19 protein-coding genes are annotated in these 23,470 nt (G+C 43.3%); 16 read left to right on the top strand and 3 right to left on the bottom strand.

The window, feature by feature from the left end; genetic code table 11:
• Positions 1 to 20 precede the first annotated feature (20 nt).
• The gene (locus tag ACSQ8P_RS24835; RefSeq protein WP_173116513.1) at positions 21 to 818 is read left to right on the top strand and encodes a GTP pyrophosphokinase; all 798 of its coding nucleotides are present in this window, start codon (positions 21 to 23) and stop codon (positions 816 to 818) included.
• A gap of 3 nt (positions 819 to 821) precedes the next feature.
• Complete coding sequence (locus tag ACSQ8P_RS24830; RefSeq protein WP_436237642.1) at positions 822 to 1,241, top strand: DUF309 domain-containing protein; 420 nt, start codon at positions 822 to 824, stop codon at positions 1,239 to 1,241.
• A 66-nt stretch (positions 1,242 to 1,307) separates the two neighbouring features.
• Here the strand turns inward: ACSQ8P_RS24830 and ACSQ8P_RS24825 are convergent, their stop codons facing one another.
• Positions 1,308 to 1,817, bottom strand: a complete 510-nt coding sequence (locus ACSQ8P_RS24825; protein ID WP_436237641.1) for a thioredoxin family protein — start codon at positions 1,815 to 1,817, stop codon at positions 1,308 to 1,310.
• 195 nt (positions 1,818 to 2,012) lie between these two features.
• Here ACSQ8P_RS24825 and ACSQ8P_RS24820 point away from each other — a divergent pair, with 195 nt between their 5' ends.
• From ACSQ8P_RS24820 to ACSQ8P_RS24790, 7 genes are all read left to right on the top strand, one after another.
• The gene (locus tag ACSQ8P_RS24820) at positions 2,013 to 3,524 is read left to right on the top strand and encodes an RsmB/NOP family class I SAM-dependent RNA methyltransferase (RefSeq protein WP_436237640.1); all 1,512 of its coding nucleotides are present in this window, start codon (positions 2,013 to 2,015) and stop codon (positions 3,522 to 3,524) included.
• A gap of 6 nt (positions 3,525 to 3,530) precedes the next feature.
• The gene (locus ACSQ8P_RS24815; protein ID WP_436237639.1) at positions 3,531 to 4,283 is read left to right on the top strand and encodes a pseudouridine synthase; all 753 of its coding nucleotides are present in this window, start codon (positions 3,531 to 3,533) and stop codon (positions 4,281 to 4,283) included.
• Positions 4,284 to 4,485: 202 nt separating this feature from the next.
• Positions 4,486 to 5,712 carry an S-layer homology domain-containing protein gene (locus tag ACSQ8P_RS24810; protein ID WP_436237638.1) on the top strand — a complete coding sequence of 409 codons (1,227 nt, stop codon included), beginning with the start codon at positions 4,486 to 4,488 and terminating at the stop codon, positions 5,710 to 5,712.
• 60 nt (positions 5,713 to 5,772) lie between these two features.
• The gene (locus ACSQ8P_RS24805) at positions 5,773 to 12,450 is read left to right on the top strand and encodes a PKD domain-containing protein (protein ID WP_436237637.1); all 6,678 of its coding nucleotides are present in this window, start codon (positions 5,773 to 5,775) and stop codon (positions 12,448 to 12,450) included.
• A 106-nt stretch (positions 12,451 to 12,556) separates the two neighbouring features.
• Complete coding sequence (locus ACSQ8P_RS24800) at positions 12,557 to 13,357, top strand: Cof-type HAD-IIB family hydrolase (RefSeq protein ID WP_436237636.1); 801 nt, start codon at positions 12,557 to 12,559, stop codon at positions 13,355 to 13,357.
• Positions 13,358 to 13,477: 120 nt separating this feature from the next.
• Positions 13,478 to 15,316 carry a hypothetical protein gene (locus tag ACSQ8P_RS24795; protein ID WP_436237635.1) on the top strand — a complete coding sequence of 613 codons (1,839 nt, stop codon included), beginning with the start codon at positions 13,478 to 13,480 and terminating at the stop codon, positions 15,314 to 15,316.
• Positions 15,316 to 16,755, top strand: coding sequence for a glycosyltransferase (locus ACSQ8P_RS24790; protein WP_436237634.1), 1,440 nt, complete (start codon positions 15,316 to 15,318; stop codon positions 16,753 to 16,755). Before ACSQ8P_RS24795 ends, ACSQ8P_RS24790 begins: the two co-directional genes overlap by 1 nt.
• 60 nt (positions 16,756 to 16,815) lie before the next feature.
• Here the strand turns inward: ACSQ8P_RS24790 and ACSQ8P_RS24785 are convergent, their stop codons facing one another.
• A complete protein-coding gene (locus ACSQ8P_RS24785; RefSeq protein ID WP_414813255.1) occupies positions 16,816 to 16,905 on the bottom strand; it encodes a YjcZ family sporulation protein in 90 nt (29 codons plus the stop codon).
• Positions 16,906 to 17,053: 148 nt separating this feature from the next.
• On the opposite strand from ACSQ8P_RS24785, the gene ACSQ8P_RS24780 reads away from it, so the two are divergent.
• Positions 17,054 to 18,139, top strand: a complete 1,086-nt coding sequence (locus tag ACSQ8P_RS24780) for a hypothetical protein (protein ID WP_436237633.1) — start codon at positions 17,054 to 17,056, stop codon at positions 18,137 to 18,139.
• Between the two features lie 78 nt (positions 18,140 to 18,217).
• Here the strand turns inward: ACSQ8P_RS24780 and ACSQ8P_RS24775 are convergent, their stop codons facing one another.
• Positions 18,218 to 18,847 (bottom strand): nitroreductase family protein, encoded by a 630-nt coding sequence (locus ACSQ8P_RS24775; RefSeq protein WP_436237632.1) that lies wholly within the window; start codon positions 18,845 to 18,847, stop codon positions 18,218 to 18,220.
• A gap of 212 nt (positions 18,848 to 19,059) precedes the next feature.
• Here ACSQ8P_RS24775 and ACSQ8P_RS24770 point away from each other — a divergent pair, with 212 nt between their 5' ends.
• The 6 genes from ACSQ8P_RS24770 (at position 19,060) to ACSQ8P_RS24745 (ending at position 23,426) form a co-directional block, all read left to right on the top strand.
• Positions 19,060 to 19,344: a hypothetical protein gene (locus tag ACSQ8P_RS24770; protein WP_436237631.1), complete on the top strand. Its 285-nt coding sequence runs from the start codon at positions 19,060 to 19,062 to the stop codon at positions 19,342 to 19,344.
• 68 nt (positions 19,345 to 19,412) lie between these two features.
• Entirely contained in the window at positions 19,413 to 19,886 is a 474-nt protein-coding gene (queD, locus tag ACSQ8P_RS24765) for a 6-carboxytetrahydropterin synthase QueD (RefSeq protein ID WP_056616183.1), read from the top strand.
• Positions 19,886 to 20,566 (top strand): 7-carboxy-7-deazaguanine synthase QueE, encoded by a 681-nt coding sequence (locus tag ACSQ8P_RS24760; protein ID WP_436237630.1) that lies wholly within the window; start codon positions 19,886 to 19,888, stop codon positions 20,564 to 20,566. The genes queD and ACSQ8P_RS24760 overlap by 1 nt, the downstream gene beginning before the upstream one ends.
• Positions 20,567 to 20,630: 64 nt before the next feature.
• Positions 20,631 to 21,326, top strand: a complete 696-nt coding sequence (gene queC, locus ACSQ8P_RS24755; RefSeq protein WP_436237629.1) for a 7-cyano-7-deazaguanine synthase QueC — start codon at positions 20,631 to 20,633, stop codon at positions 21,324 to 21,326.
• A gap of 34 nt (positions 21,327 to 21,360) precedes the next feature.
• On the top strand, positions 21,361 to 22,038 hold the full coding sequence (locus ACSQ8P_RS24750) for a response regulator transcription factor (protein ID WP_436237628.1): 678 nt from the start codon (positions 21,361 to 21,363) through the stop codon (positions 22,036 to 22,038).
• The gene (locus ACSQ8P_RS24745; protein ID WP_436237627.1) at positions 22,035 to 23,426 is read left to right on the top strand and encodes a sensor histidine kinase; all 1,392 of its coding nucleotides are present in this window, start codon (positions 22,035 to 22,037) and stop codon (positions 23,424 to 23,426) included. Before ACSQ8P_RS24750 ends, ACSQ8P_RS24745 begins: the two co-directional genes overlap by 4 nt.
• Positions 23,427 to 23,470: the final 44 nt, after the last annotated feature.

Raw genomic sequence — 23,470 nt, 5'->3', positions numbered from 1 at the left:
TCAGAATGGAGGATACATGGATGGATGGACGAGACTGGAAGAAGTTTCTACTGCCTTATGAACAAGCGGTAGAGGAATTGAAAGTAAAGTTCAAAACATTACGTGGCGAACTTAAAAGTCGTGAAGAGTACGCACCGATTGAATTTGTAACAGGACGTGTCAAAAAAATATCAAGCGTGTTAGAGAAAGCGAAGCGTTTGAGCGTACCGATGGATCAGTTAGAGTCAGGCATTGAAGATATCGCTGGCATTCGCATCATGTGCCAATTCGTAGAAGATACCGAAGTGCTTGCTGAACTTATCCGCAGCAGACAAGATATGAGTGTTGTGTATGAGAAGGATTACATTACAAATAAAAAGCCGAGCGGATACCGAAGTTTTCATATTATTATCGAATATCCCGTTCAAACTGCTCTCGGTATGAAGAAAATATTAGCAGAAGTGCAGATTCGGACCCTGGCAATGAACTTCTGGGCGACGATTGAGCATTCCTTGAATTATAAATATAAAGAGCAGTTACCTGATGTGGTTCGGGCGCGGTTAAGTAAAGCGGCGGAAGCGGCTTATCTACTAGATCAGGAAATGTCGAGTATTCGTGGTGAGATTATGGCTTCTCAACGGATGTTTGAGGATAACTCCAATCTAGTCAACCGTGTGCTTAGCAACATCCAAGAACTATATTTCTACCATCGTGTACGAGAAGCCGCTCAATTTCAATTACGGTTCAATGAGATTTGGGAAACAGAAGAAGGACTTAGTGATTTATCTGCCGATATTGAGGCTGCCATTTCGAGAGCCAAAAAAGGAGAAAATAACTAATCCATGAGCGAATATGACCGATTGTATGTCGCTTTTCTGTATTATTTTAACGATCAGCGGGATTATTTCGAATGTCATGAAGTGATGGAGGAGCTTTGGCTGGAGGAAGGCCGAAATCCGTTATACCAAGGTCTGCTGCAAATTGCAGTAGGCCTTTATCATCATTTAAATGGCAATCCGAGCGGTTCTATTAAACTTTTTAGTGCGGGGTTAGACAAGCTGGCACCTTATCCTGAACATACGTTAGGCATTGATCTAGGTTTATTGGTGAAGGATAGTAAGGTTTATCTGGGGAAGCTGTTGAGGTTGAAAGAGGAGCCGTTTCTTCCCTATGATTTGGATATTATGATTCTGGATGAAGAGCTTGAGGATCTTCTGGAAGATTTGAGATTGGATCCACCGGTCGGCAGTGAGCATGAGTGAAATGAGAAAGGACTTCTCACCATTGGGTGAAGAAGTCCTTTTGTAGGTTTGCATTAATTAATGACATTAACCTTTATACTTATTAAAAAAGGCTTTGAATACTTCTGGGGTATTGCCAGCTGTAGATCCAGCTTCTGGAACTCCGCCAACAATGCGATCTACTTCTACACCATTTTTGTAATAAACTAAGGTAGGTGTGGATTCAATCTTGTACTTGTTCCAACCATCTTTGAACTCTTCCAAATTGAATTGCTTTACATCAAGATTAAGCTCTTTCTGTATGGGAACTAGAACCGGTGTTGTCACTTTGCAATGAGGGCAAGTTGACGCATAATAGTATTGGAAGAATGATTCTTTGTTCTTCAATTTGGTATCTAAATCCGCAGGTAAAATTAAGTTCTGGTAGTTCGGATCGTTTAACTGTTTCACAGTCTCTGGATTGAGCTTGGAAGCGGCAACACCATAGGGATTACCAGCATTGGCTTTGTCCGAAGACTTGGTAGATTGCTGATTTACAAAGTATAAACCACCGAATAGAATAACAACTATGCCTAAATAAATAAGCAACTTCTTCATGTATGCACCTCTTTATAATGTGTACTTTCTACTATCTTCTATAAAAAGTATAGCATATCCTGTCCAAAATCGGAATATTATTGGCTGTTTCGTGACAAGTCAGCTATAATACCGTTACACCGATACATGTAAAGAAGAAACTGCCTGATCATTAGGGATTTTATAGGGATTTTATATAGAAAGCGAAGATGTCGAATGGCGAAGCAGCTACCGCCCCTTTTTAGGGAGAAGATGATTGATTTACTGGGTGAAAAGGAGTTTGAGCAGTTTCTTGCTTCTTATGAGGAGCCGAGAGTGTATGGATTAAGAGTAAACACAGGAAAAGTGGAGCGCTCTGAATTTTTGGAGAAGAGTCCATTTCATCTGACGGCTATACCATGGGTACCTGAGGGGTTTTATTATGAAGAAGGGGAACGTCCAGGTAAACATCCGTATTACCATGCTGGACTTTACTACATCCAAGAGCCGAGTGCGATGGCACCGGTGGAGCTGCTTGGTGTAAAACCAGGGGAGCGGGTTCTGGATTTGTGCGCAGCCCCAGGTGGGAAATCGACGCAAATCGCCGCGAAGCTGCAAGGTGAAGGTGTGTTAGTTGTTAACGATATCCATTCAGATCGGGTCAAAGCTTTGGTTAAAAATTTAGAGCTGCTCGGCGTGCGAAATGCCGTTGTTTTGAATGAAAAACCAGAGCGGATGTTGACTGCTTTCCAAGGGTATTTTGATAAAATTTTGATTGATGCGCCTTGTTCAGGTGAAGGAATGTTTCGCAAGGAAGAAGAAATGATGGGACAATGGGAGCGCCATTCTGTCCAGGAATTTGCTGCGATGCAGCGAGAATTGTTGGCGCAAGCTGCGGTGATGCTGGCTCCTGGAGGCAGGATAGTATACTCGACTTGTACGTTCTCGCCAGAAGAGAATGAGGCGCAGATTGCGGAGTTTTTGGACAAGCATCCTGCGTTTGATGTTGTGCCGATTGAAGGATTTAGTCCTGGGCGGCCGGATTGGCTGAGAGAACCGTGGTGTGAGGCTGAGGTGTATAGTTCCAAAGCAAAAGATGCTGTGGCAGGGACGGCGAGGTTGTGGCCGCATAAGTTGCGGGGTGAGGGGCATTTTTTGGCGGTTTTGGGTAGTGTTGGGGATGGTGGGAGTGCGAGTGCAAGTGCGGGGGCTGCCGACTTTGTGGCGGCAGCGGGGAAGCGTAGCGGCCGTCCCGCGCTACGCGGGAAGGGCCGTGCTGAGGCACCGCCTAGCACGGGGGTGAGCTTGGAGCCGCTGGAGGCGTTCTCCGGTGAGCTGCTGCGCAGCGAGCCTTTCGCCCTTAGGCGGCTTGTCTGTTACGGCGACCACGCGTATGCGTCGCCGGCGGGCTTGCCTGAGCTGCACGGACTAAAAGTCGTGCGGCCGGGCTGGTACATCGGCGCGCTGCACCGCGGCCGATTCGAACCGTCCCATGCGCTAGCCATGGGACTGCGTTTGCGCGAGGCCAAGCGAGCGCTGAGCTTGGCTTCGAGCGACGAGCGAGCCCTTCGGTACCTGAAGGGCGAGACGCTCGAAGTCGCGGAGAGCGAGATACTCCGCGATCCGGAAGAGACCAAGGCAGCCAAAGGCTACTGCCTGGTCTGCATTGACGACCATCCCGTCGGCTGGGGCAAATGGCTCGACGGGATGCTGAAGAACGAATATCCGCCCGGCTGGAGGTGGACCTAAAAGGTCATGAAACAAACTCAACGACTCGATAAAATACTCGCCCATGTGGGCGTTGGTACACGTTCTGAACTTAAGCGCCTTGCCAAAGAAGGCGCAATTTACGTCAACGGTGTGAAGGTCAAGGACAGCGGAATGCAGGTGAACCCCGATAAGGACACCATTACCGTGAATGGAGAAGTCGTCACTTACCGCGAGTTTGTTTATCTTATGATGAACAAACCGCAAGGGGTTGTCTCGGCAACCGAAGATAATCGGGATCGTACGGTTGTGGATCTTTTGGACGAAGAATATGCTCCGTTCGAGGTGTTTCCTGTAGGCCGTTTGGACAAGGATACAGAGGGCTTCCTTTTGCTCACAAATGATGGCAAACTGGCCCATAACCTGCTCTCACCTCGTAAGCACGTTCCGAAAACCTACTACGCCAAAGTTGAGTGGGAGGTTAACGATGCGGATCGAGAAGCTTTTAGTCAAGGTGTAACCTTAGATGATGGCTATGAGACGTTGCCAGGTGATTTGAAAATATTACAGACCGGAAATGAAGCCGCGGGAATCCCTTCTGAAATTGAACTAACGATTATGGAAGGGAAATTCCACCAGGTGAAACGAATGTTCCAAGCCGTTGGTAAGCAAGTAGTTTTTCTGAAAAGAATTTCAATGGGTCCGCTGGTCCTAGATCCTGATTTGGCCTTAGGCCAAGTCAGAGAATTGAGTGTTGAAGAGCTCTCTTCTTTACGAAATGCCAACGAGAATCAAAATTAACTATACAAAAATACTATAATATGGTATTTTCTTGATAGTGAAATTTATTTGTGCGGAAGAACCGCCTAGTTATTGCTGATTTTTAGCAATGCTAGGCGGTTTTGCTGTTTTAGTGGAAATATGTCGAAAATAGGTAGACATTTACAATTGTGAAATGAGATACTACCAATAATTGGGTATATACAAACAGGGGGAGTTCAATTTGAAAAAATCATTAATTCTGCTTTCAGCTTTATTTTTATTTACTGCTTGTCAATCCTCGACCTCAGCCGCAGATTCACCAATACCAACTCCGAGCCCGGTCACTGCGATAAAATTAAAGGACGTTTCTGATCACTGGGCCATGTCTGCTATAGAAGGCGCTGTGAAAAAAGGTTATGTTGACGGATACGAGGACTCCACATTTAAACCTGAAAATAATGTTTCTCGTGCTGAGTTTATCAAAATGGTCATAACAGCGATAAAGGAACGTGTAATAAGTGTTTCAACAGGAGCGGATTGGTCTACACCCTATATTGCTGCTGCCATAAACAAAGGTATTCTTAGAGAATCGGATTTCTCGATAGATAAATTAAATGAACCGATTACTCGGTTAGAAATGTCGCGTATTTCATTGCGGGCTACTGATGTGACTTTACAGAACAAAGCGATTCAAATAGATAATGATTCTATCATGTATAACTCTGCTAAAACGGGATTAATTCAAGGTTTGTCTGGTGGAGAATTGGCACCTGAGGCTAGTACAACGCGTGCTCAGTCTGTGACGATTATCGAACGTATTCTGACCGTTAATAACGGTGGTACTTTACAGACGGATAAATTTGCAATTGGACAAGCAGAGTTATCTTTAAAGAATACGAATATATTTTCAATGATTTCAGCATTTAGTGGTAAACAGAATAGCGATGAACACTTTGGTCTAACTCCTTATAATCCTGGAAAACTTATTATGGAAACACCTGATGGGAAGTATAAAGCGCAAGTAGATCAAATTATTGCAGTAGATATGGATAATCCTAATGATCCTAATAGATCAGTGGTTGGGGATATAAGTCAAATGAAATGGTTAGCCCCCGGAGTTCGTTCAAAATTTATGGTTTCTGATTTAAAAAATTATTACATGATCGTTATTAAATCCCATTTGGAGTTCAATAAGGATACATCTTTATATGCCAAAGACACTACTCCGTTCATAGCATTCTACGGATTTAGAAGCCCTGATAGTACAGCCCTTAAGAGTGGTACGTTGAATACTTTAGGTGAGGTATATATCAACAACATTGGTGATGTAAGTATGTTCGTGATACCTAAGTCCGGGTACACTACAGATGGGGGTATTCAGATAAATATCTCCGCCCCTGCTATTCCACCTCAACAAAACTACGGTAGAACTATCGTGGATATCACTTCACCTACGAAAACAAACTAGGTGGTGATTCCATTGAGACTATCAAAGTATAGGAAGAGCAATAAGATTTTTAGTATTATCATGTTAGGTCTTTTACTATTTGAATTACTACCATCTCAATATTTAGGAGAATGGCGTAGTAAAGCATTCGCCGCACCTCCGGTAAATAGTATGACGGCTCCAATTGATTATAACGGGACGGGTGCGGATGCTAATGGTAAGCATTACTCGAAATATGATTATATGTCTGGAGCTAAGGTTGATATAACAGTACCCTCAGGGAAAACAATTAAAAGGATTTTTCATGATGGTGATGATGTCACACCTCCCTCGGCAATTGGAGTCAATAATTATAAGGGACCTTTAAATGATATTCATGCCATTGGGTCTGCAGTTCCTGTAGTCTCAAGAAATAACGCTTTAGGGACACAGGGGTATTATGCATGGTTTAGGTACATTCCGACCGACCCACACAAATATAATTGGTATGCAGATGTTAAAGATGGAGACGGCGCTACATACCGAATAAATTGTGGACCCTCGTTGGGCACATCTGATGGTATTCATTATCAAACAATCAGTGCCCCTACGGAATCCGTAAACGGTCATTCGTTACCAACCGTTCCATACTGCGCATCTAACGAAAGTGCTTTCGTAGCACAAGGTGTCGACAATCTAGGATTAGACTCAATTATAGAACAATCCTATAAGAGTACTTTAGATAACTCTTCAATTCCTTATGCTGCAGTAGTTCCGGACGTTTCTTCGGGTGCTGCGGTAGTTAATGAGCTTGTTGGCATTCCAGGACCAACTGGTCCAGGTAAGGCGAGGGCGGAGACAATAGATGTCGTTAGGGTAAAATCAGATTCTTCTGACGCCAGTAAGTTTAGGGTTATTTATAACCAGAGGTTTACTGATTTTGTACCACCCTTTGACTCTCAACAAACTCCAGATCCTGGGACCGGAGCAATGGTTAAGGTATGGTTCGCAGCATTTATAGTCGATGTACAAGGATCTACATACGAGTATAAGTCAACAGTCGACGTAGAGTACGAAACCCCCGCAGGAGCAGCTAACCTAGTAGCTGGTTCCATTAGTAGCCCTTCTTGCGTACAAGTTAATACCTCTACAGCCTTCACATTTACTATAAGCAACACAGGTGGCACTAACATAACAACTCCATTTAATGTGAAAGTCTTAAGTGATGGTTCAACTTTCCAGACATTTAATTACTCTGGACTAAATGCTGGTCAACAAAAAACCGAAACATTCAGCAAGTCCTTCACAGGAACTTCCCCATACGGAGTCTCTATCGTCATTGATTCTATAACAGATGAGACGAACACCTCCGACAATAACAAATCAATTACAATCACTCCCCAATCTACCTGCTCCATATCCCCTTCTACAGAAGTAATTACAGCCAATTTTAAAATCGAAAAACCCTCAATTGAGTTCGGGAGTTACAACGGTGTTATAGCCGATGGTATTACCGTTACTGGTGGCAATGGTTGTGGAATTCAACAGGTTGCATATACGGTGTCACAAAATGGAAACTCAAAGGTCTATTCAAATACAGGTGCTTTTTCATTCAATGTTGGTGGCTTACCACCAAACCCTGGTTGGATGACAATCGGATCAGTCAGTGTCTCACTTAAAGTCACGTCCACGTGTGGTGGAGAAGCTATTGCAGGGCCAAAAACTTTCCAAGTTGTTTCGCCAGCATCTTGCTCACCATCTAATAACCCGCCAGTGGTACATGTGGGCTGGTTCCAAGCATACGACGGCGCAAGCTTTTCGCCAGAAAGTATGTTTGCTGTAGATGAACGCGTTTGGCTGAGAGTCATCCAAAAGCCAGCGATTTATCCAGGAGATCATGACGAACCATATGATCCTGATGGAGATCCTTACTTTCTTACATGGGATTTCCGTGGGAGCTCGAGTTCATGGGTACGACAACTCGAAACCGATTACGATTTATGGGATCACGAACCTAACGGATGGACGTACAATTTCAATGCAAACGTTCTTGGTAATCACAGTATCAAGGTAACAGCAACGGATAAATGTGGTAATCAGTCACAAACTTCGGCAAGTATGAGCGTTGTGCCTCCGAACCCAGTCCCTATTATCACATTACCGCCAAAAGTAGTGGAAGGTAGATCCTATACGTCAGATATTAGCTGTACCAATAGTTACAGTCCGTATAAATCTAGGACAATATCAAATTGTGACTGGCACGGGACTAAGCTGCCTATTTATCCAGCTTTCGGTGATTACGACATTCAACTGGACGTAACAGATAGCGCTGGATTGCGGTCCCTTTACACAGCACATTCTAATTTGAGCGTCTTAGAAGACTTTCCACCTGTCGCACGATTAGACTATAACGATATCGGGATTAGAAATGTTCCTATTTCTTTCCATGACAAGTCCTTCAGCCCAGATAATGACCCAATATCGGAACACACGATTTCTTTAGCTTGCGACAAAAATAATAACGGATCTTTAGCAGATGAAACACTAATTACGATCACTCCTGATGGAAGTGGGAACTTTACATACACACCTACCCAAGTAGCGAAGACTTGTAATGTTCACATTCATCTAAAAGAAGGTCTTGGTCTAAAGAAATCAACGGACAAAGATTTTTCATTCGAAGTGGTCAACCAAATACCCGAAGTTGATTTCTCAGCTTTTGGTGTTCAACCTGAACCCGCTAATATAACGTCAGTTACGCCAACAGCTAATACATTGGTTAATTCAGCAACATGGACAGCCTCTTCTCCAACAAGCGTTTCAGCACCAAAACTGTATAATTATAATGCAGGCGATAACTCAATTAGTACGAGGAATGTAACGAATTACGAGCCGTACAAATCAATTACTAGTTCAAATGTGGTAACAAAATGGTTTAGCACATTCAAAAGTTATTGTCGTGATTGTGGTAATACAGGTAATTTGAATGGTTATTATGCTAATTTTAACAAAGAAAACAGAATTGCCAAGCACCTGTGGAAATCAGAACAAAATAGCGAAGCCATCTACTTTTATAATGAAGACAATCCTCAAATTGCCTATGGATCGACGTATAATCCCGCGCCGGAATTTTCCAACAATGGCGGTTGGGGGGAGGAAGTAATACCAAGATTAATTTATTCTCCTTCTAGCATGACGCAATTTAATTCGGATATGATATTTCAAAGACAAGGAGGTTATAACTCATATTGGCAAAATAGTACTTATAATGAGTATGTAACCAGAATCACAGACATTTTGAATTTTACCAAGAACGGGATGAATCAGACGGTAAGTCCCGCATATACGGGTACCAAAACATTAACATGTGGGTCTGCGTGGTCTGATTCTCTAACTTGTCCACCACCAGAACCAACTACATATCCATCCATGTTTACTGGCCCGAATCCTAAAGTTACAGATGGGGTTCTCATGGACTCGCTAAATTGGGGTTATGATTGGGACGGCTATGTTGTTCAGCGTGGAACCACTCAGTTTAGCTCGACTTTCAATAAGGATTCGAGTGGTAACGTCTACAAGAATAAGTGTTACTGGGGCTATTATGATAATTACTCACAATCGTGTACCCTAGTAAAGTATAACAGTAGTGGAGTTGTGATATGGGAATATAGTAATCCCATCGCAAATTTTATGCAAAACATCATTATAGAATACATATCCGATAATGATTCTAAAATTGTTATTAGATATGGTGCCAAAAAATATGTTTTAAATGCAAATACGGGTGCTGTTTTGCTAGATCTAGTAGGTGGTGGGAATGCTGCCGATCCCCATAACAATTTAATTTACTACTTAGGTGTTTTTAATAATCGTATTGCTTATATCAAACAGACGGTAGAGAGCGGTTATTATACCACTGTTGGCAAGAATGGATTATGGGATTTGATGTTCTATGATCTCGGAACGGGTCAAACTACGACGATAGATCGAGTGAAAACATACGGATATTTAATCAATTATTGGCCAGATGATGGCGACATCCAGTATAGAAGTCCTATTCCAAAAGCTACAATATCCGCAGACGGGAAATTAATTATAGGTAGCGGTGAAACGAACATATTGGTTTACGATATGAGTACAGGTTCAAAAGAAGTGGATATTCCAACAGGATTGAGTTTTTCTAATTACTCCGATTCAGGCAATGGAACTTCAACGATGGGTATAAAAAGCATTAATTTGACAGAAGATGGCACAATAAAAGCTGTGTATCAAGGATATTCGGATTTCGGCGGTAGTCAGAGTAGGCGAGAATGGATATTATCTGTAAAAACAGATGTAAACAACACGACTGGAAATAGTAGTTATGGTTTCCTCTCCAACAATGATGCTAGCTTTTATAATGGTGATATCAGCGTTAAAACCAAATTTAATCTTAGTACGTATAGTGATAGCGTCACAGCAGGCATCGGTTTTAGAGTGCAAAATAACAAAAACATGTACAGAGTAGAAATGACGCCGAATCTCATCAAGTTGACCAAAATTGTTAATGGTATTTCATCTACTATTATGAGTAAAAATTATAATTCAAAGCTCGGGGAGTACACAGATATTAGAGCCAAAGTAAGAGCAAATCACATTATTGTCTATGCAGCTGGAATTCCGATCATCGATGTTTATGATAATACATTTGTGACTGCTGGATCTTATGGTCTTTACTCAGAATCCCCGTATGTAGAGTTTCAAGGGTTTAATGCTATGATTTACGAGAGTAGTGATACAGCAGTTGCCAATCAAGCCATTGTTAATATGCCAATTACCTATAGCACAAGTTATCTTGATCCTGAGAACGATCCTGCTATTCCTAATCTAGCAACATGGAAATTTACGAATATGGAGCCAAAAAAATTTCTTAATGCAGGGGATGGTGCTTCCGATCCTATAGGAACTAACAGCTATAATGGCGTCATTATTCAAAACCCAAGTCCTAGTATTTCGAAGGTAGGCGTATTCAAGGTTGAATTCGAAGAACCAGATGATCCTGCGCCAGCTGGATTCAAATATCCATCGCCTGTCTTTGCCATGTTTCAAAAAATGTCCGATCCTGCCACCCATTCAATCCTTGTTCATAGAAGACCAATAGAACAATTCACGATTGCTGAGAATCCAGATCATACGATTCAATGGACGGAGACAGGCTATGACCCTGATCGCTGGCTTAGCGCGGCAAACTATTCAACAGAAGCGACAGGGAAAAACTATCAGAGCACTAGAGGTATTTTTAACAACAGGTACAGCTATACAACGCCAAGTGGCGTTACCCAATTAGGAAAGCTCACGCGTCCTACTGAAACAGGGCTATATACCGTCAGAGCTGCCGTGGCTGATGAATACGGAGCTTGGTCCGACTGGGTTGAACAAACGATCAATATTACGATTCCATTGCCAAATCAACCACCTGCAGCAGTACTCACATTCCCAGATGGGACGCAAGCAAGTCCTAGTTATGTGAATACGTTACAGCCTACGATTACTTGGAATCAGACAGATCCAGATGCAGGCACAACCTTTGCAGCTTTCCAAGTGATAATCAAAGAAGTATCAGGCAATATCGTGATGGACAGTGGTATCAAACCTCAAGGAACTTCTGCAACTATGCAGGAATGGGTGACATCACAAGCGCTAGCTCAGGGACAAAAGTACCAAGTTCAAGTAAGGGTTTTCGATGGAATTGCTTGGTCAGCATGGTCGAATATAGGGTGGCTTATTACAAACCGTCAACCAACAGCAATAATGTTGGATCCTAGCGGCACACAAGCTTCTCCATCACGATTTAGTACATTGCGGCCAACGCTGAAATGGAATCAAACAGATCCCGATCCAGGTACTACGTTTACGTACTTTCAAATTCAAGTCACGAATGATGCCAACGATACAATGATTGCAGACTCAGGCCAGTATTATCAAGGCTCGTCGTCATTAATCGGCAGTTGGACAGTAAACACAGATCTACCGGCTGGGCAAAAATTGAGAGTTCGTGTTAGGGTGTTCGATGGCGTTATCTGGTCAGACTATTCACCACAAACTTGGTTATTTATCAATCTACCTCCTGTTGCTAATTTCGATTGGACTCCTATGCCTGTATGGGAGGGGGATGAGGTGCGGAGCACCAATACTTCGACTGATCCTGATGGCGATGTGCTTACATACTTATGGACCGTTCAGGGGCCAGACGGGGTTACTAAAGCTTTTACAACTACAAATTTTACTCAAAAATTCACTGAGCCTGGTAATTACAAAGTTACACTCACCGCTACGGATGGTTTTCTTACATCGACGGTAGTCAAAACGATTAACGCGATGCCTTTGACCATAAAGTCTGTTGTGACTTATACGGATAATTGGTTGGTTTTGCATAATCAAAAGGGGCACCAAACACTAGTAAATCCTAAGCAATTTTATTCTGGGGAAATATTTATTGTGAAAAGTCGGAGCGCAGCCACCTCGGTTGACGAGGTCATCGCTTGGATCGACACGATTGGTTTGAATGGTCAGACCTTATATGTTTCTGAAAAGCTAACACCACTGATCAGTGACTCTACCATGTTTAGTGGCGAATTATTTAATAGTCAATTCCAATCACTAACGGAGGGACTACCTCGAGGTGCACAGACAATTCATTTTCAGATTAGGTACAGTAATGGTGTTGTCAAAAAGGAAAATATTCCCATCGAAATCATTGGGAATGCTCAGCAATCGGTTGGTGTTCATCGGGTGCAATAACGAATAATAGATCTTGGAAAGTCAGTGTTGTTATTGTAAAATCGGTGAACTGAATTTGCTCCTATGGTACAATTAGTCGATAAGAAAAGAGCGAGGAGAGAATACCTTGAACTATCGATTAATTGCACTAGATGTAGATGGGACACTGCTTAACGATCATCACGAATTAACGGATCGAACGATTGAAACTATACAAGAGGTTCATGATCAAGGCTGTCATATTGTACTTTGTACGGGGAGAGCGCCGGCAAGTACGTTGCCGATCCTAGAGCAATTGGGCTTGGAAGGAACGATGATCACTCATAATGGAGCGGTAACCGTTCATGCCGATGAGCGAGGACAGTCGTTGGTGAATGAGTTTTCTTTTGAAATTAGCGAAATTGAAAGTATGTTGGCTTATGCTCGCCGTGAAGGGATTCACTTCGATGTGTGCACAGCATTCAATATGTATATCGAACGTGTCGGTGAATATGAAAAGATGATGTACCAAAAGTTTCTCATCAATCCTAAACTTGTTACGTCTGTTTCAGAGCTCGGCGTGCCGATCGTTAAGTTCACGCTTTTTGCTCAACCGGAGGTGTTGGACCGTGTTCAACTGGAGTGGGAAGATCAGAAGCTTTATGGTAATTTGAGGATGATTCGCAGTGGTGATTTGTTCATTGATGTGATGAATCCGACTGCCAATAAGGGGAACGCTTTGAAGGCATTGGCAGCTACTTTAGAGATTGAAGCCCAAGAAATAATGGCAATTGGCAACTACTTTAATGATCTGGAAATGATGGATTTTGCTGGTTTGGGGATTGCCGTTGAGAATTCACCGAATGATGTGAAAGAGGCTGCAGATGCCGTGACATCTTCCAATAATAATGAAGGCGTACATGAAGCCATTCGGAAGTATTGTTTTTAAATAGAAATCGGTCAAAAACCTCGTTTTTTGAGGTTTTTTGTCGTTTTAGGGGTTTTTAGTACAAATTTCCTATGATAGAATGAGAGAAAGACTAATAGATGATGGTGGTGTGAGATGGGAATGAAGAAACAAAGTAAACTCTATTCGAAGAAGGAAAAGACTGCCGCGGTTATCCTTAGTACTGCTCTACTATCAGTGCCATTTTTGTTGGATGCTTCACCTGTTACCTATGCTACGAACTCGCCAAAGCCAGATCCAGTACTAATAGATAAACTTGGAGATACTATTGTTCCATTAGTAGGGCAAACAGACCTACTTGATCTGAATTCGATTTATGGAACGGATCCTTATGATTATTATTCACAATTTACTATTTATAGTGATGAGCCTGAAGTTGCTGATACTGAAATAGGGTACGAGTATGAAGGGCTTTTAAAAATTAAACCTATCGCCCCAGGAACTGCTACATTTACAGTGCATTATTTTTCTGACGGCGTAGAATTCGAAGATACATTTCAAGTGACGATAGATTCAACGATTTCATCTGAGAAAAAATTTGATATTGTTGATGCTGTGAAAAAAATATCTTCCTTCCCTGTTGAGTACTCGTCACAGGATGATGTGAAGGCTCTTCTAGATAAGATTGGTAAAGCGATACCTTCAGGGACAAAATGGGGAAATCATGCACCTAGTTTAGTCGAAGAAATAGATGATATAACAATAGGACTAGGACATGAACCATACACACTGGGGGATTTAAATCAATTATTTTCTGATATAGATGGTGATGATATTTCGACAACACTTGTTTGGACGTCTACTGAACAGGAAGGTCCAGTTGTAAGTGCATATAACCAGAGTGAAGGCGGATCAAACTGGAAGCTGTATCCTTATTATTCAGGTACAAGTACATTTCGAGTAGTCGCTCGGGACGGACTTGGTGGTGTGACTGAATCGGAGCCATTTACGGTTACCGTTCCAGTTAATGAAGCACCAGTATTTAATTCGGAGTTAAAACCTAGCAGAATTGCTGAGTTCTTATCCGGAGAGGGACACATTCTCAACCTATCTTCAACGTCAGAATTGGATTTGAATGAACTTTTCTACGATACCACAGATCATGACCTTGAATATGAGGCAGATGTGCAATATTATGTATCGGGCGACAGTACGGCAAGAACGACACATGTCTCTTTACCTGATAGTACTTTGACAATTGGGGATGTTAAACCTTTACTTGGAGCAGGTATGGTAATGAATCCAGTTACCATTACGAATTTAAAGGCTAAAGAAACTGAGGATATTTCCACAGAGCAGGCTGTTAATATTGAGATAAATCTTTATCCTCTGAATGAGTCTATACCTGAAGAAATTAACTTGTTCCCATCGAATGCTGCTGGTCTAAGTAGCCTAACAATAAATCCTGAAACGCAAAATTGGATTGATGATAGTGAGAGCATTATAGATGTATCTACGACTGTGCCTAATCCATCGCCTACTAATTCATCGATAGTTTATTATTCGGAGATTTCCGAAAATATTACATTTGTTGCTGGTACTCAAACAGATGAATCGACGAGAGTGAAAGTTTATTCAGCTTATAATGAGAACAGTGATATCGTTTGGTATCAAAACGATCTTATGTTCAATGTAATTGACCGACCGGCACCAAATGGTACTTCGCAATCCATCGATCTTACTAAATTGCTAGGGTATCAAGGTAATGAAGAATATTGGGCGAATTTCACGACTCATTTCAACGAGTATGTTAGCTTTCCTACGGTTGCTGATGTGACGTATGGGTATGTGATGCATACCGGTTCGTATATTGTGACAGTGGACAACTTCGCTCCTGAAGGAGCTGCGACTAGCCTTTTGTTAACAATTTCGCCCCCAGATGCAGATAGTGAACAGAGCGGCGGCAGCAGTGTCTTCACAATTCCGTTCATTAAACCATAATGTTAGCAATTAACCACATCATCACCCTTATCCAATCCAAAAAACTCCAAGAAGCCGAAGCGGAGCTCTTCCAAGCCATCCGCCAGAAACCCTTGGAAGCGCAGCTCTGGGTAATGCTGGGTGAGACGTTGCTCCTACAAAAGCAAGCTGGCGCCGCGAAGCGGGTCTTTGACCGCGCTTGGTTGCTGGATCCGCAGGCCAAGTGGGTTAATCACATCTACAAAGCGATGCAGAAGGTACCTCAAGGTGAGTCGCGCCCCGATATCAAAGATCTCTTGTATGTTCCCAAGGTCACGGTGACCGCGGCGATTTTATCACATAATGAAGCTGCGAATATTGCGAAGTGTATCATTGCCCTGCAAGGGGCAGTGGATGAAATCCTGCTTGTGGATTCGTCGACGGATGATACTCGCAAGATAGCTGTGCAGTACCCGAAGGTAAGGGTTGTCCCGATCGTGTGGGAAGACAACTTTGGGGCCGCGCGTAATATCGGTCTACAGCATGTCCAAACGGATTGGGTCATATGGATCGATGCCGATGAGGTGTTGATTCCGGAGGATGTCAACGCGATTCGCGAGGCTGCCAGCGTTTTTAACCATCTTGACCTCGTACCTGCCTTGCATGTCTGGCATTTAAACAAGGTGAAGAGTACAGTTCAGCATGATTTCTCTCAAGTACGGATGTTCCCTGCAAAAAGAGGACTTCGCTACTATGGACGTATCCATGAACAAATAGGCACGGATAAAGGGATTTATCAGCTGGATACATATCGGCGAGCCGTTAAGATCAGATTGGATCATCATGGCTATGAACCAGCTGTCCTACAAAGCAAGGGAAAGCTCGAACGTAATTTGCGTTTACTTAAGCTAATGATCGAAGAAGAGCCTGATAATCCAGGTCACTGGTTATTCTACGGTCGTGAATCGCTCGGACTAGGTCTTGAGGAGCAAGCATTCACTGCCTTAACTGAAGCGGAACATTTAGGCATCCAAACGCCACTATTTGGCCGTATGCCTGAGATCTACCGGCTCCTAATACAAATCATGCTGCAGCGCAAAAATTATTCCGAAGCAGAAGCCTACTGCCACAAAGCGTTGGCTCAGACGCCTGATTTCCCTGACGCGCATTATTTGCTCGCGCAAGTACGAATGAGGCAGGCGGATGAGCTGCTGCGATTAGCGGAGGCGAGCATTAAGCAATCGGTGACTAGCTTGCCTAATTACCGCGGCAGTGTTAGCGCTGATTACCACATTGGCGAGTGGAAGGCAGCGACGTCGCTCGGCGAGTTAGCCATGCGTTCGGGGAAACTTGCGAGGGCGAAGCAGATTTTCTCCCAGCACAAGGATAAACCAGGTGCAACGGAGATACTATCAGCTAAACTGAATGCCATTGAAACAGAGCGGAAACGGCTTAATCAGGCCGAGCATCAACCCAAATGAGAAAGACGACCACCAAGCCTCAATGAGCTGGTGATCGTCTTTTTGTTTTTACATCAACTATTAAATAACGAATGCGCTAGTGATGATAACAAGAAGGATAAAAAGAACCAAAACCGCAGCTGATGATGTACCTACTCCTGACATGGACATTCCCTCCTTTCGTGGTGAGTGTTATAAGATAAGATATGTAAGTTGGGGCACAAGTGTATAGACGTTTACCCTGATTACTCATATTTTGGTCGATAATGGGCATGCTACAGAAGAATGACACAAGATCTGTAGAGGAGGCGAGTAAGTCGTGGCCGATATTATGCTAAGACCCGACCTGAAAACAGCAGGCGGCGAAGTCTGCGATATTATGTACAATGGGGAGTTTGTCGGTACGTTAACGCTAGTCTACAGGGAATCGGATCGTCTCAAAGGCGCGATTCATCTGGAGCAGCAATCCATCACGATTGTGAATAAGCAAGCGGTCTATGATTTTGCTCAGTCCTATATTCAGGATGTGATTGATGCGCTTGGAATCACCCAGTGTGAAGTTACGGTTAGCTATAGTGATTATGATTTTGTCATTGTGACGGAGCATGCGGTTCTGCCATCAACGTTTCAGGAGGATTTTATCGGAAGTGTAGATCTCCTGCATGATGATGAACTGGACTATTCGTGGTTAAGAGAAGATATTAGTTTGGATGATCGGGAGTCAGAACTGCCTTTAGAGCAGCAAGACATGTTAGAGGAGCGCATGCAAGAAAAGGGCTACGAACTCGTTATTGTTAACGAAAATAGGAGCAGTGTTGAGTATCATGTGTATGACAAGGAGGCAGACTTGATCGCTGAAGCAGTCTTGCACATTTATGGATCCGAGGTGATCGGGGATATTACCTGGAAATTTGATCCTTTTGATGAAGAGATGGACATTGTCACTGAACTTATGGTGGCAGATTTCAATGAAGAACAAACAGATTCGTTCGTGTTCCATATGATCTTTAATGGGGAGACCGTTGATACGGTGGAACTAACGCATATTGATATGCTCGATTTGGTGGATGACATACAATCTGAAGATGATATGTGGATACCAACAAGTGACGACTATTCCATTGTTCTGGTCAGAGATGATTTGGATACGTTATCTTATGAGATTTACCAACAATCTTATGGTGGCTTACCGATCGGAACCGCGACGGTGGATATTAGCTCTCGGCAACTCACAGGATTTATTGATTTTCGTGAACCAGGGGATTCGAATGATCGAGAATTGATTGCCACCTTATTATTAGACGAGCTAGATAAAGAGAAGGAATACGAAACCTTTAATTTATCAATGCTTTATCGGAATAAGCTGATCGACGAAATTATGTTTGAAACCGAACAATTTCACTAAGTGATGCGTGCAAAAAAAAGGCATGTTCTCTCATCCTAACATGAGAGGCATGCCTTTTCCTACATAATTTATTTGTTATTAGAATGAGTTAGATACTGTGATTTGATCTAATGAAAAGCGACCAGCCGCGCGTGCAGGCGTAGCAGCCAAACCAACGCTGATCAACATAACAGGTACATAACGTGCCGGAACGTTGAAAGCTTCTACGAATTTACCAGCATCATAACCACCCATTGGGCAAGTGTCATAGCCTAGTGCTTTCGCTGCAAGCATCAAGTTCATTGCTGCCAAGGAACCATTACGGATTGCTTCATCGCGAGCAACTTGTGGGTATTGGTACGCACCTTCGATTTGTGCAACTAGCGTATCCATCACAGCTTGTGGAATGAAACCGCCAGCAACCGCTGGACCGAAAACAGCTTGCGCATTTTTGTTCGCTTCAAGATCACCAAGAACGGCGATAACAACGGAGCTTTCAACAATTTGTTTTTGACCGTAAGCGATTGGAAGCAATTTCTCTTTTTGTGCTTGGTCGTCGATAACAAGAAGTTTCCAATGTTGCAGATTCCAAGAAGAGGGTGCCAAGGAAGCGGAAGTTAAAATTTGTTCAAGATCAGCTTTTGGCAACGTGTGCCCAGCTTGGTATTGCTTAACGGAATGGCGGTCTTCGATTACTTTCAAAACTTCATTTTGTACTTGTGTGCTCATTACGGATCCCTCCAAGGATTAGAATTAGTTCTGTATAGTGTTGTTCAGTCACCCAAAAGCATGCGAGTAAATGTCTGGAAATCGATTGATGAACTGTAAACAACTTTGTAACAATTTACTGTAATCATAAATGTTATAGTTGTGATTGTCAAGAGAGTCTTTCCCGTTGTCGTAAAATGTTGGATAATGGAAAAAGAAAGGGGTTGTTCCTCTTGAAATTAACACAAAAAGAGTTGAATCACCTTGTTTTTTTGAGCGAAGTCGTATTGACGGGGAGAAAGAAGAGCCTCATGGATGAAACCCTGCAATGCTTACTGTATATTGTGAAGTCACTTGAAGAAGTAGAACTTCCTGATTCTGTTGCCCGCCAGATTGAGCGGCTGACTGCTTTAATAGAAGCAGACTTGCGTGATGAGAATGAACGCATGCAAGAGATCCGCGGACACTTAGATTGGATGCAAAAGAAGGAGCGAAATTCTTCCATGCCACCCTCGTAAGGTGACAATCTGTCTATTTATGATATAATGTAGAGTACTGTTTTTTTTGAATATATGAGGTGATAATAATGAGCTATGAAATCCCAAGAAATGTGCAAGAGTTGGGGCGTGACATCCAAGAGAACCAATTGAAATATCACCATAAATCCGTTTTGATTTCCAAAGAATTTACGTTTGACAGTGCGCATCATCTGCATTGTTATGAGGGAAAATGTAAAAGTCTACATGGCCATACTTATAAGCTGCAAGTAATTATGCGGGGCAAAGTGGATAGCCGAGGGATCGCAATTGATTTTGGAGATATCAAACGAATTACGAAAGAACGTGTGATTGATCGCTTGGATCATCGTTATCTGAACGACGTATTGCCGCCGATGAACACGACGGCTGAGAATATGGTGGTTTGGATCTATGAAGAAATTCATCAAGCATTGCTTGATGAGAAGCTGTATCCAGCCATTTCTTTGGACGAGATTCGCCTATGGGAAACGCCGACTAGTTATGCAGCCATCACACGCTCGATGATGGAGGAGGATCTGTAATGCGAGATATCCGCATCCCCATGGTCGAGATCTTCGAGACGGTTGAAGGGGAGGGAACCCGTGCCGGGTTCCCGACGATCTTCGTCCGTCTTTTTGGTTGCAACCTGCGCTGCACATGGTGTGACACCACGTACAGCTACCCGCCGGCGGAAGCCGAGAACGTCATGACCATTGCTGAAATTATCAGCAAGGTCCAGACGTTCCGCTCCCGACATATTTGCCTCACGGGCGGTGAGCCGCTTCTATACGGCGACAAGTCACTCGCGCTGATCGAAGCACTTGCCGAGCTGGAGCAGGTCGATGACCTGCACATCGAGACGAACGGTGCGATTGACCTAGCGCCATTTATCTCGCAAGTCACATCACCGAAGGTACGCTATGTGATGGACTTCAAGCTGCCTGATTCCGGTGAAATGGATCAGATGATTTACAGCAATTTCGAGCTGCTGCGCGAGCAGGATGAGCTGAAATTCGTGATCGGAAGCGATCTCGATTTCCAAACAGCAGTCAGCGTACTTCAGAAGTATCCAACCAAGGCACTGCCGATGTTCAGTCCCGTGTGGGAAACGATGCCGCCGCGCAAGCTGGTAGACCTGATGCTGGCCGAGGGGTTATCAAAAGTGAAACTGAACATGCAGTTGCATAAGATAATTTGGGACCCAGCGATGCGAGGCGTCTAGCTAGCAGGCATTGTACACGACGTGTGCAGTGCCATTTTCAAATTCTAATAAAGAGGTGCTAAGCATGAGTGAAAACACAAAAAGAGCCGTTATTATTCTTAGCGGCGGTTTAGATAGTACGACATGTATGGGACTAGCGAAGGAAGCAGGCTATGATTTGTTTCCGATTTCTTTTGACTATGGACAGCGTCATAAGATTGAAATCGAGAATGCCAAGCAAGTTGCTGAGCATTATGGGGTTGCAGCACGTCACAAAATCATCAAATTGGATTTCCTACGAGATTTCGGTGGTAGTGCGCTCACGGATGATTCGATAGATGTTCCGAATGTGATGGAGGGGGCAGAAGTTGAAGAAATCCCTGTAACTTATGTACCTGGACGCAATCTTTTATTTCTTTCCATTGCAACCTCTTACGCAGAAGTAACAGGCTCTCAGGCAATATACATCGGTGTGAATGCGCTAGATTACAGCGGTTACCCGGATTGTCGACCTGAATTCATCCACAAAGTTGAAGAGGTTATAGCACTAGCTACAAAGGTTGGAGTCGAAGGCAAGGGAATTACGATTGAAACACCTCTGATTTCCTGGACGAAAGCGAAGATCGTAGAAGAAGGTTTGAAAATCGGTGTTCCTTATGAGCTGACAACATCATGCTACAATGGTAAAGCAGAAGCTTGTGGCGAATGTGACAGCTGTCGGTTGCGTTTGAAAGGCTTCGAAGAAGCAGGCTCAAAGGATCCGATCGCATATTTAACGTAGGTAGCTGCAGGGGCTCTAGAAAGGCGGTGCATGCATGACTCGTATTATGGTTGTTGATGATGACGCAGATATCAGAGAGTTGATTCGCGTTTATTTGGCAGGGGAAGGCCTAACGGTTGTGCAAGCCAGCGATGGGCGGGAGGCACTTAGCCTCATGGAATCAACGCCAGCTGAATTAGTTGTGCTGGATGTCATGATGCCTTTGATGGATGGCTGGGAGCTGTGCCGCGAATTGCGGAAGAATTACCCGGAACTCCCCTTGCTTATGGTAACCGCGAAAAGCGAATCTGTACATAAAGTGAAAGGCTTCCAGCTCGGTACCGACGATTATTTAGTAAAGCCATTTGATCCGGTAGAATTGGTCATGAGAGTCAAGGCACTTCTCAAGCGATACCGAATTCATTCTTCTCAAGTAATCTTTATCGGGGGGATGACCATTGATCGCACAACGTATGAAGTACGCTATCAAGATCAGCGGATTACGCTGCCATTGAAGGAATTTGAGCTTCTCTATAAATTCGCAAGTCACACCGGGCAAATCTTCACGCGAACGCAGCTTATTGAACAGATCTGGGGGATGGATTATGAAGGCGATGAACGCACGGTTGATGTCCATATCAAACGTTTGCGGGAACGCTTTGAGCCCTACTCCGAAGGCTTTCAAATTACAACCATTCGTGGTTTAGGGTATAGGCTTGAGGTGAAGGTATGATCAAATCGCTTTATTTGCGTGTGGTTTTAACCTTTCTAGCGATCGTAGTGGCGAGTGTGCTTGTGGCTTTTCCTTTGGCCATGTACTTTTTTACCAATATGATTTCGACACAATTTCAATCCGAGATGTTAGCCGTTGGACGTCAAATTGTCACGTTAAGCAATGAAGTGCAGCCGAAGAACCTGTATTCCTTTGTAGCTGGGAGCAATCGACTGAACGAAAATTATTTGTTCACATTATTTGACTCCAATGGTGAACCGTTAGGGCAAATTCCTAATGTAAAAGGGAGGCCGCGCATTCAATCTTCCGAGGTTGCTGACGTTTTGAAGGGGCATATTTATAAAAGTCTGGATTTGAGTGCACCTTTACGTGGAATTAACTCGATTAAAGTCGGCGTGCCGCTGATCGTTGGTGATCAGAGCTACGCGTTATTCATACATACGAATATCACAGATGCTGCACGCAGACAACTCCAGACCTTGATCGTATCTGTTCTTGCCATCGTCCTGATCGTGGGGAGCATACTTATTCTCATCGCTTCGCGATATTTAGTGAATCCTTTGAAGAAGCTGACCCTAGCGACAGAGAAGCTGGCTCGAGGCAATTTTAATGTCAATGTGAATGTGAATAATAAGGACGAATTAGGCAAACTCGCAGAGAGCTTCAACCATATGGCTGGAGAGCTTAAGCAGCTGGAACAGATGCGTCAGGATTTTGTCTCAAATGTTTCACATGAGATTCAATCCCCACTGACCTCGATCCGCGGCTTTTCCAAGGCTCTAAGGGGGGCGGATATCGCTGAAGTTGATCGGGTCAAGTACTTGGAGATCATTGAACGTGAGAGTGAACGTCTGTCTCGTCTAAGTGAAAACTTACTGAAACTGGCTTCGTTGGAATCGGAGCATCACCCGTTTCATCCTACGATCTATGATTTGGACGAGCAGTTGCGTCGTATTGTTGTTTTCTATGAACCTCAATGGTCAATGAAAGAGCTGGATATGGATTTGGCCCTGCCACGTGTGAAAATCTTTGCAGATAGCGATCAATTAAGTCAAGTGTGGATAAATGTGATTGGCAATGCAATCAAATTCACATCAACTGGTGGACATATTTATATCAAGCTTGTTCCACTGCGAGACCGGGTTCAAATATGGATCCAAGATAATGGGATCGGAATTCCCATCGATGAACAAGTTCGTATTTTTGACCGTTTCTATAAGGTGGACCAAGCCAGACAGCGCGATAGCGGGAGTGGTCTTGGGCTTGCAATTGTGAGAAAAATCATTGATATGCACGATGGATCGATTGAGGTTCAAAGTGAGGTAGGCAAAGGCACGTTATTTCTTATTGTATTACCTACGACCCATTCGCCAACTAAAAAGAGTTGAACAAAGAAACTTGGGAGTGTTCACCAAGTTTTTTTGTTTTGTTC

It is taken from the genome of Paenibacillus sp. LjRoot153 (assembly GCF_964253085.1).
GTDB lineage: Bacteria > Bacillota > Bacilli > Paenibacillales > NBRC-103111 > Paenibacillus_E.
This window is presented reverse-complemented; position numbering and strand designations above follow the sequence as displayed.

Coding starts and splice junctions, on each gene's coding strand:
- ACSQ8P_RS24835 (WP_173116513.1), top strand. CDS start 21: ATGGATGGACGAGACTGGAAGAAGTTTCTACTGCCTTATGAACAAGCG.
- ACSQ8P_RS24830 (WP_436237642.1), top strand. CDS start 822: ATGAGCGAATATGACCGATTGTATGTCGCTTTTCTGTATTATTTTAAC.
- ACSQ8P_RS24825 (WP_436237641.1), bottom strand. CDS start 1,817: ATGAAGAAGTTGCTTATTTATTTAGGCATAGTTGTTATTCTATTCGGT.
- ACSQ8P_RS24820 (WP_436237640.1), top strand. CDS start 2,013: ATGGCGAAGCAGCTACCGCCCCTTTTTAGGGAGAAGATGATTGATTTA.
- ACSQ8P_RS24815 (WP_436237639.1), top strand. CDS start 3,531: ATGAAACAAACTCAACGACTCGATAAAATACTCGCCCATGTGGGCGTT.
- ACSQ8P_RS24805 (WP_436237637.1), top strand. CDS start 5,773: ATGTTAGGTCTTTTACTATTTGAATTACTACCATCTCAATATTTAGGA.
- ACSQ8P_RS24795 (WP_436237635.1), top strand. CDS start 13,478: ATGAAGAAACAAAGTAAACTCTATTCGAAGAAGGAAAAGACTGCCGCG.
- ACSQ8P_RS24790 (WP_436237634.1), top strand. CDS start 15,316: ATGTTAGCAATTAACCACATCATCACCCTTATCCAATCCAAAAAACTC.
- ACSQ8P_RS24785 (WP_414813255.1), bottom strand. CDS start 16,905: ATGTCCATGTCAGGAGTAGGTACATCATCAGCTGCGGTTTTGGTTCTT.
- ACSQ8P_RS24775 (WP_436237632.1), bottom strand. CDS start 18,847: ATGAGCACACAAGTACAAAATGAAGTTTTGAAAGTAATCGAAGACCGC.
- queD (WP_056616183.1), top strand. CDS start 19,413: ATGAGCTATGAAATCCCAAGAAATGTGCAAGAGTTGGGGCGTGACATC.
- ACSQ8P_RS24760 (WP_436237630.1), top strand. CDS start 19,886: ATGCGAGATATCCGCATCCCCATGGTCGAGATCTTCGAGACGGTTGAA.
- queC (WP_436237629.1), top strand. CDS start 20,631: ATGAGTGAAAACACAAAAAGAGCCGTTATTATTCTTAGCGGCGGTTTA.
- ACSQ8P_RS24750 (WP_436237628.1), top strand. CDS start 21,361: ATGACTCGTATTATGGTTGTTGATGATGACGCAGATATCAGAGAGTTG.
- ACSQ8P_RS24745 (WP_436237627.1), top strand. CDS start 22,035: ATGATCAAATCGCTTTATTTGCGTGTGGTTTTAACCTTTCTAGCGATC.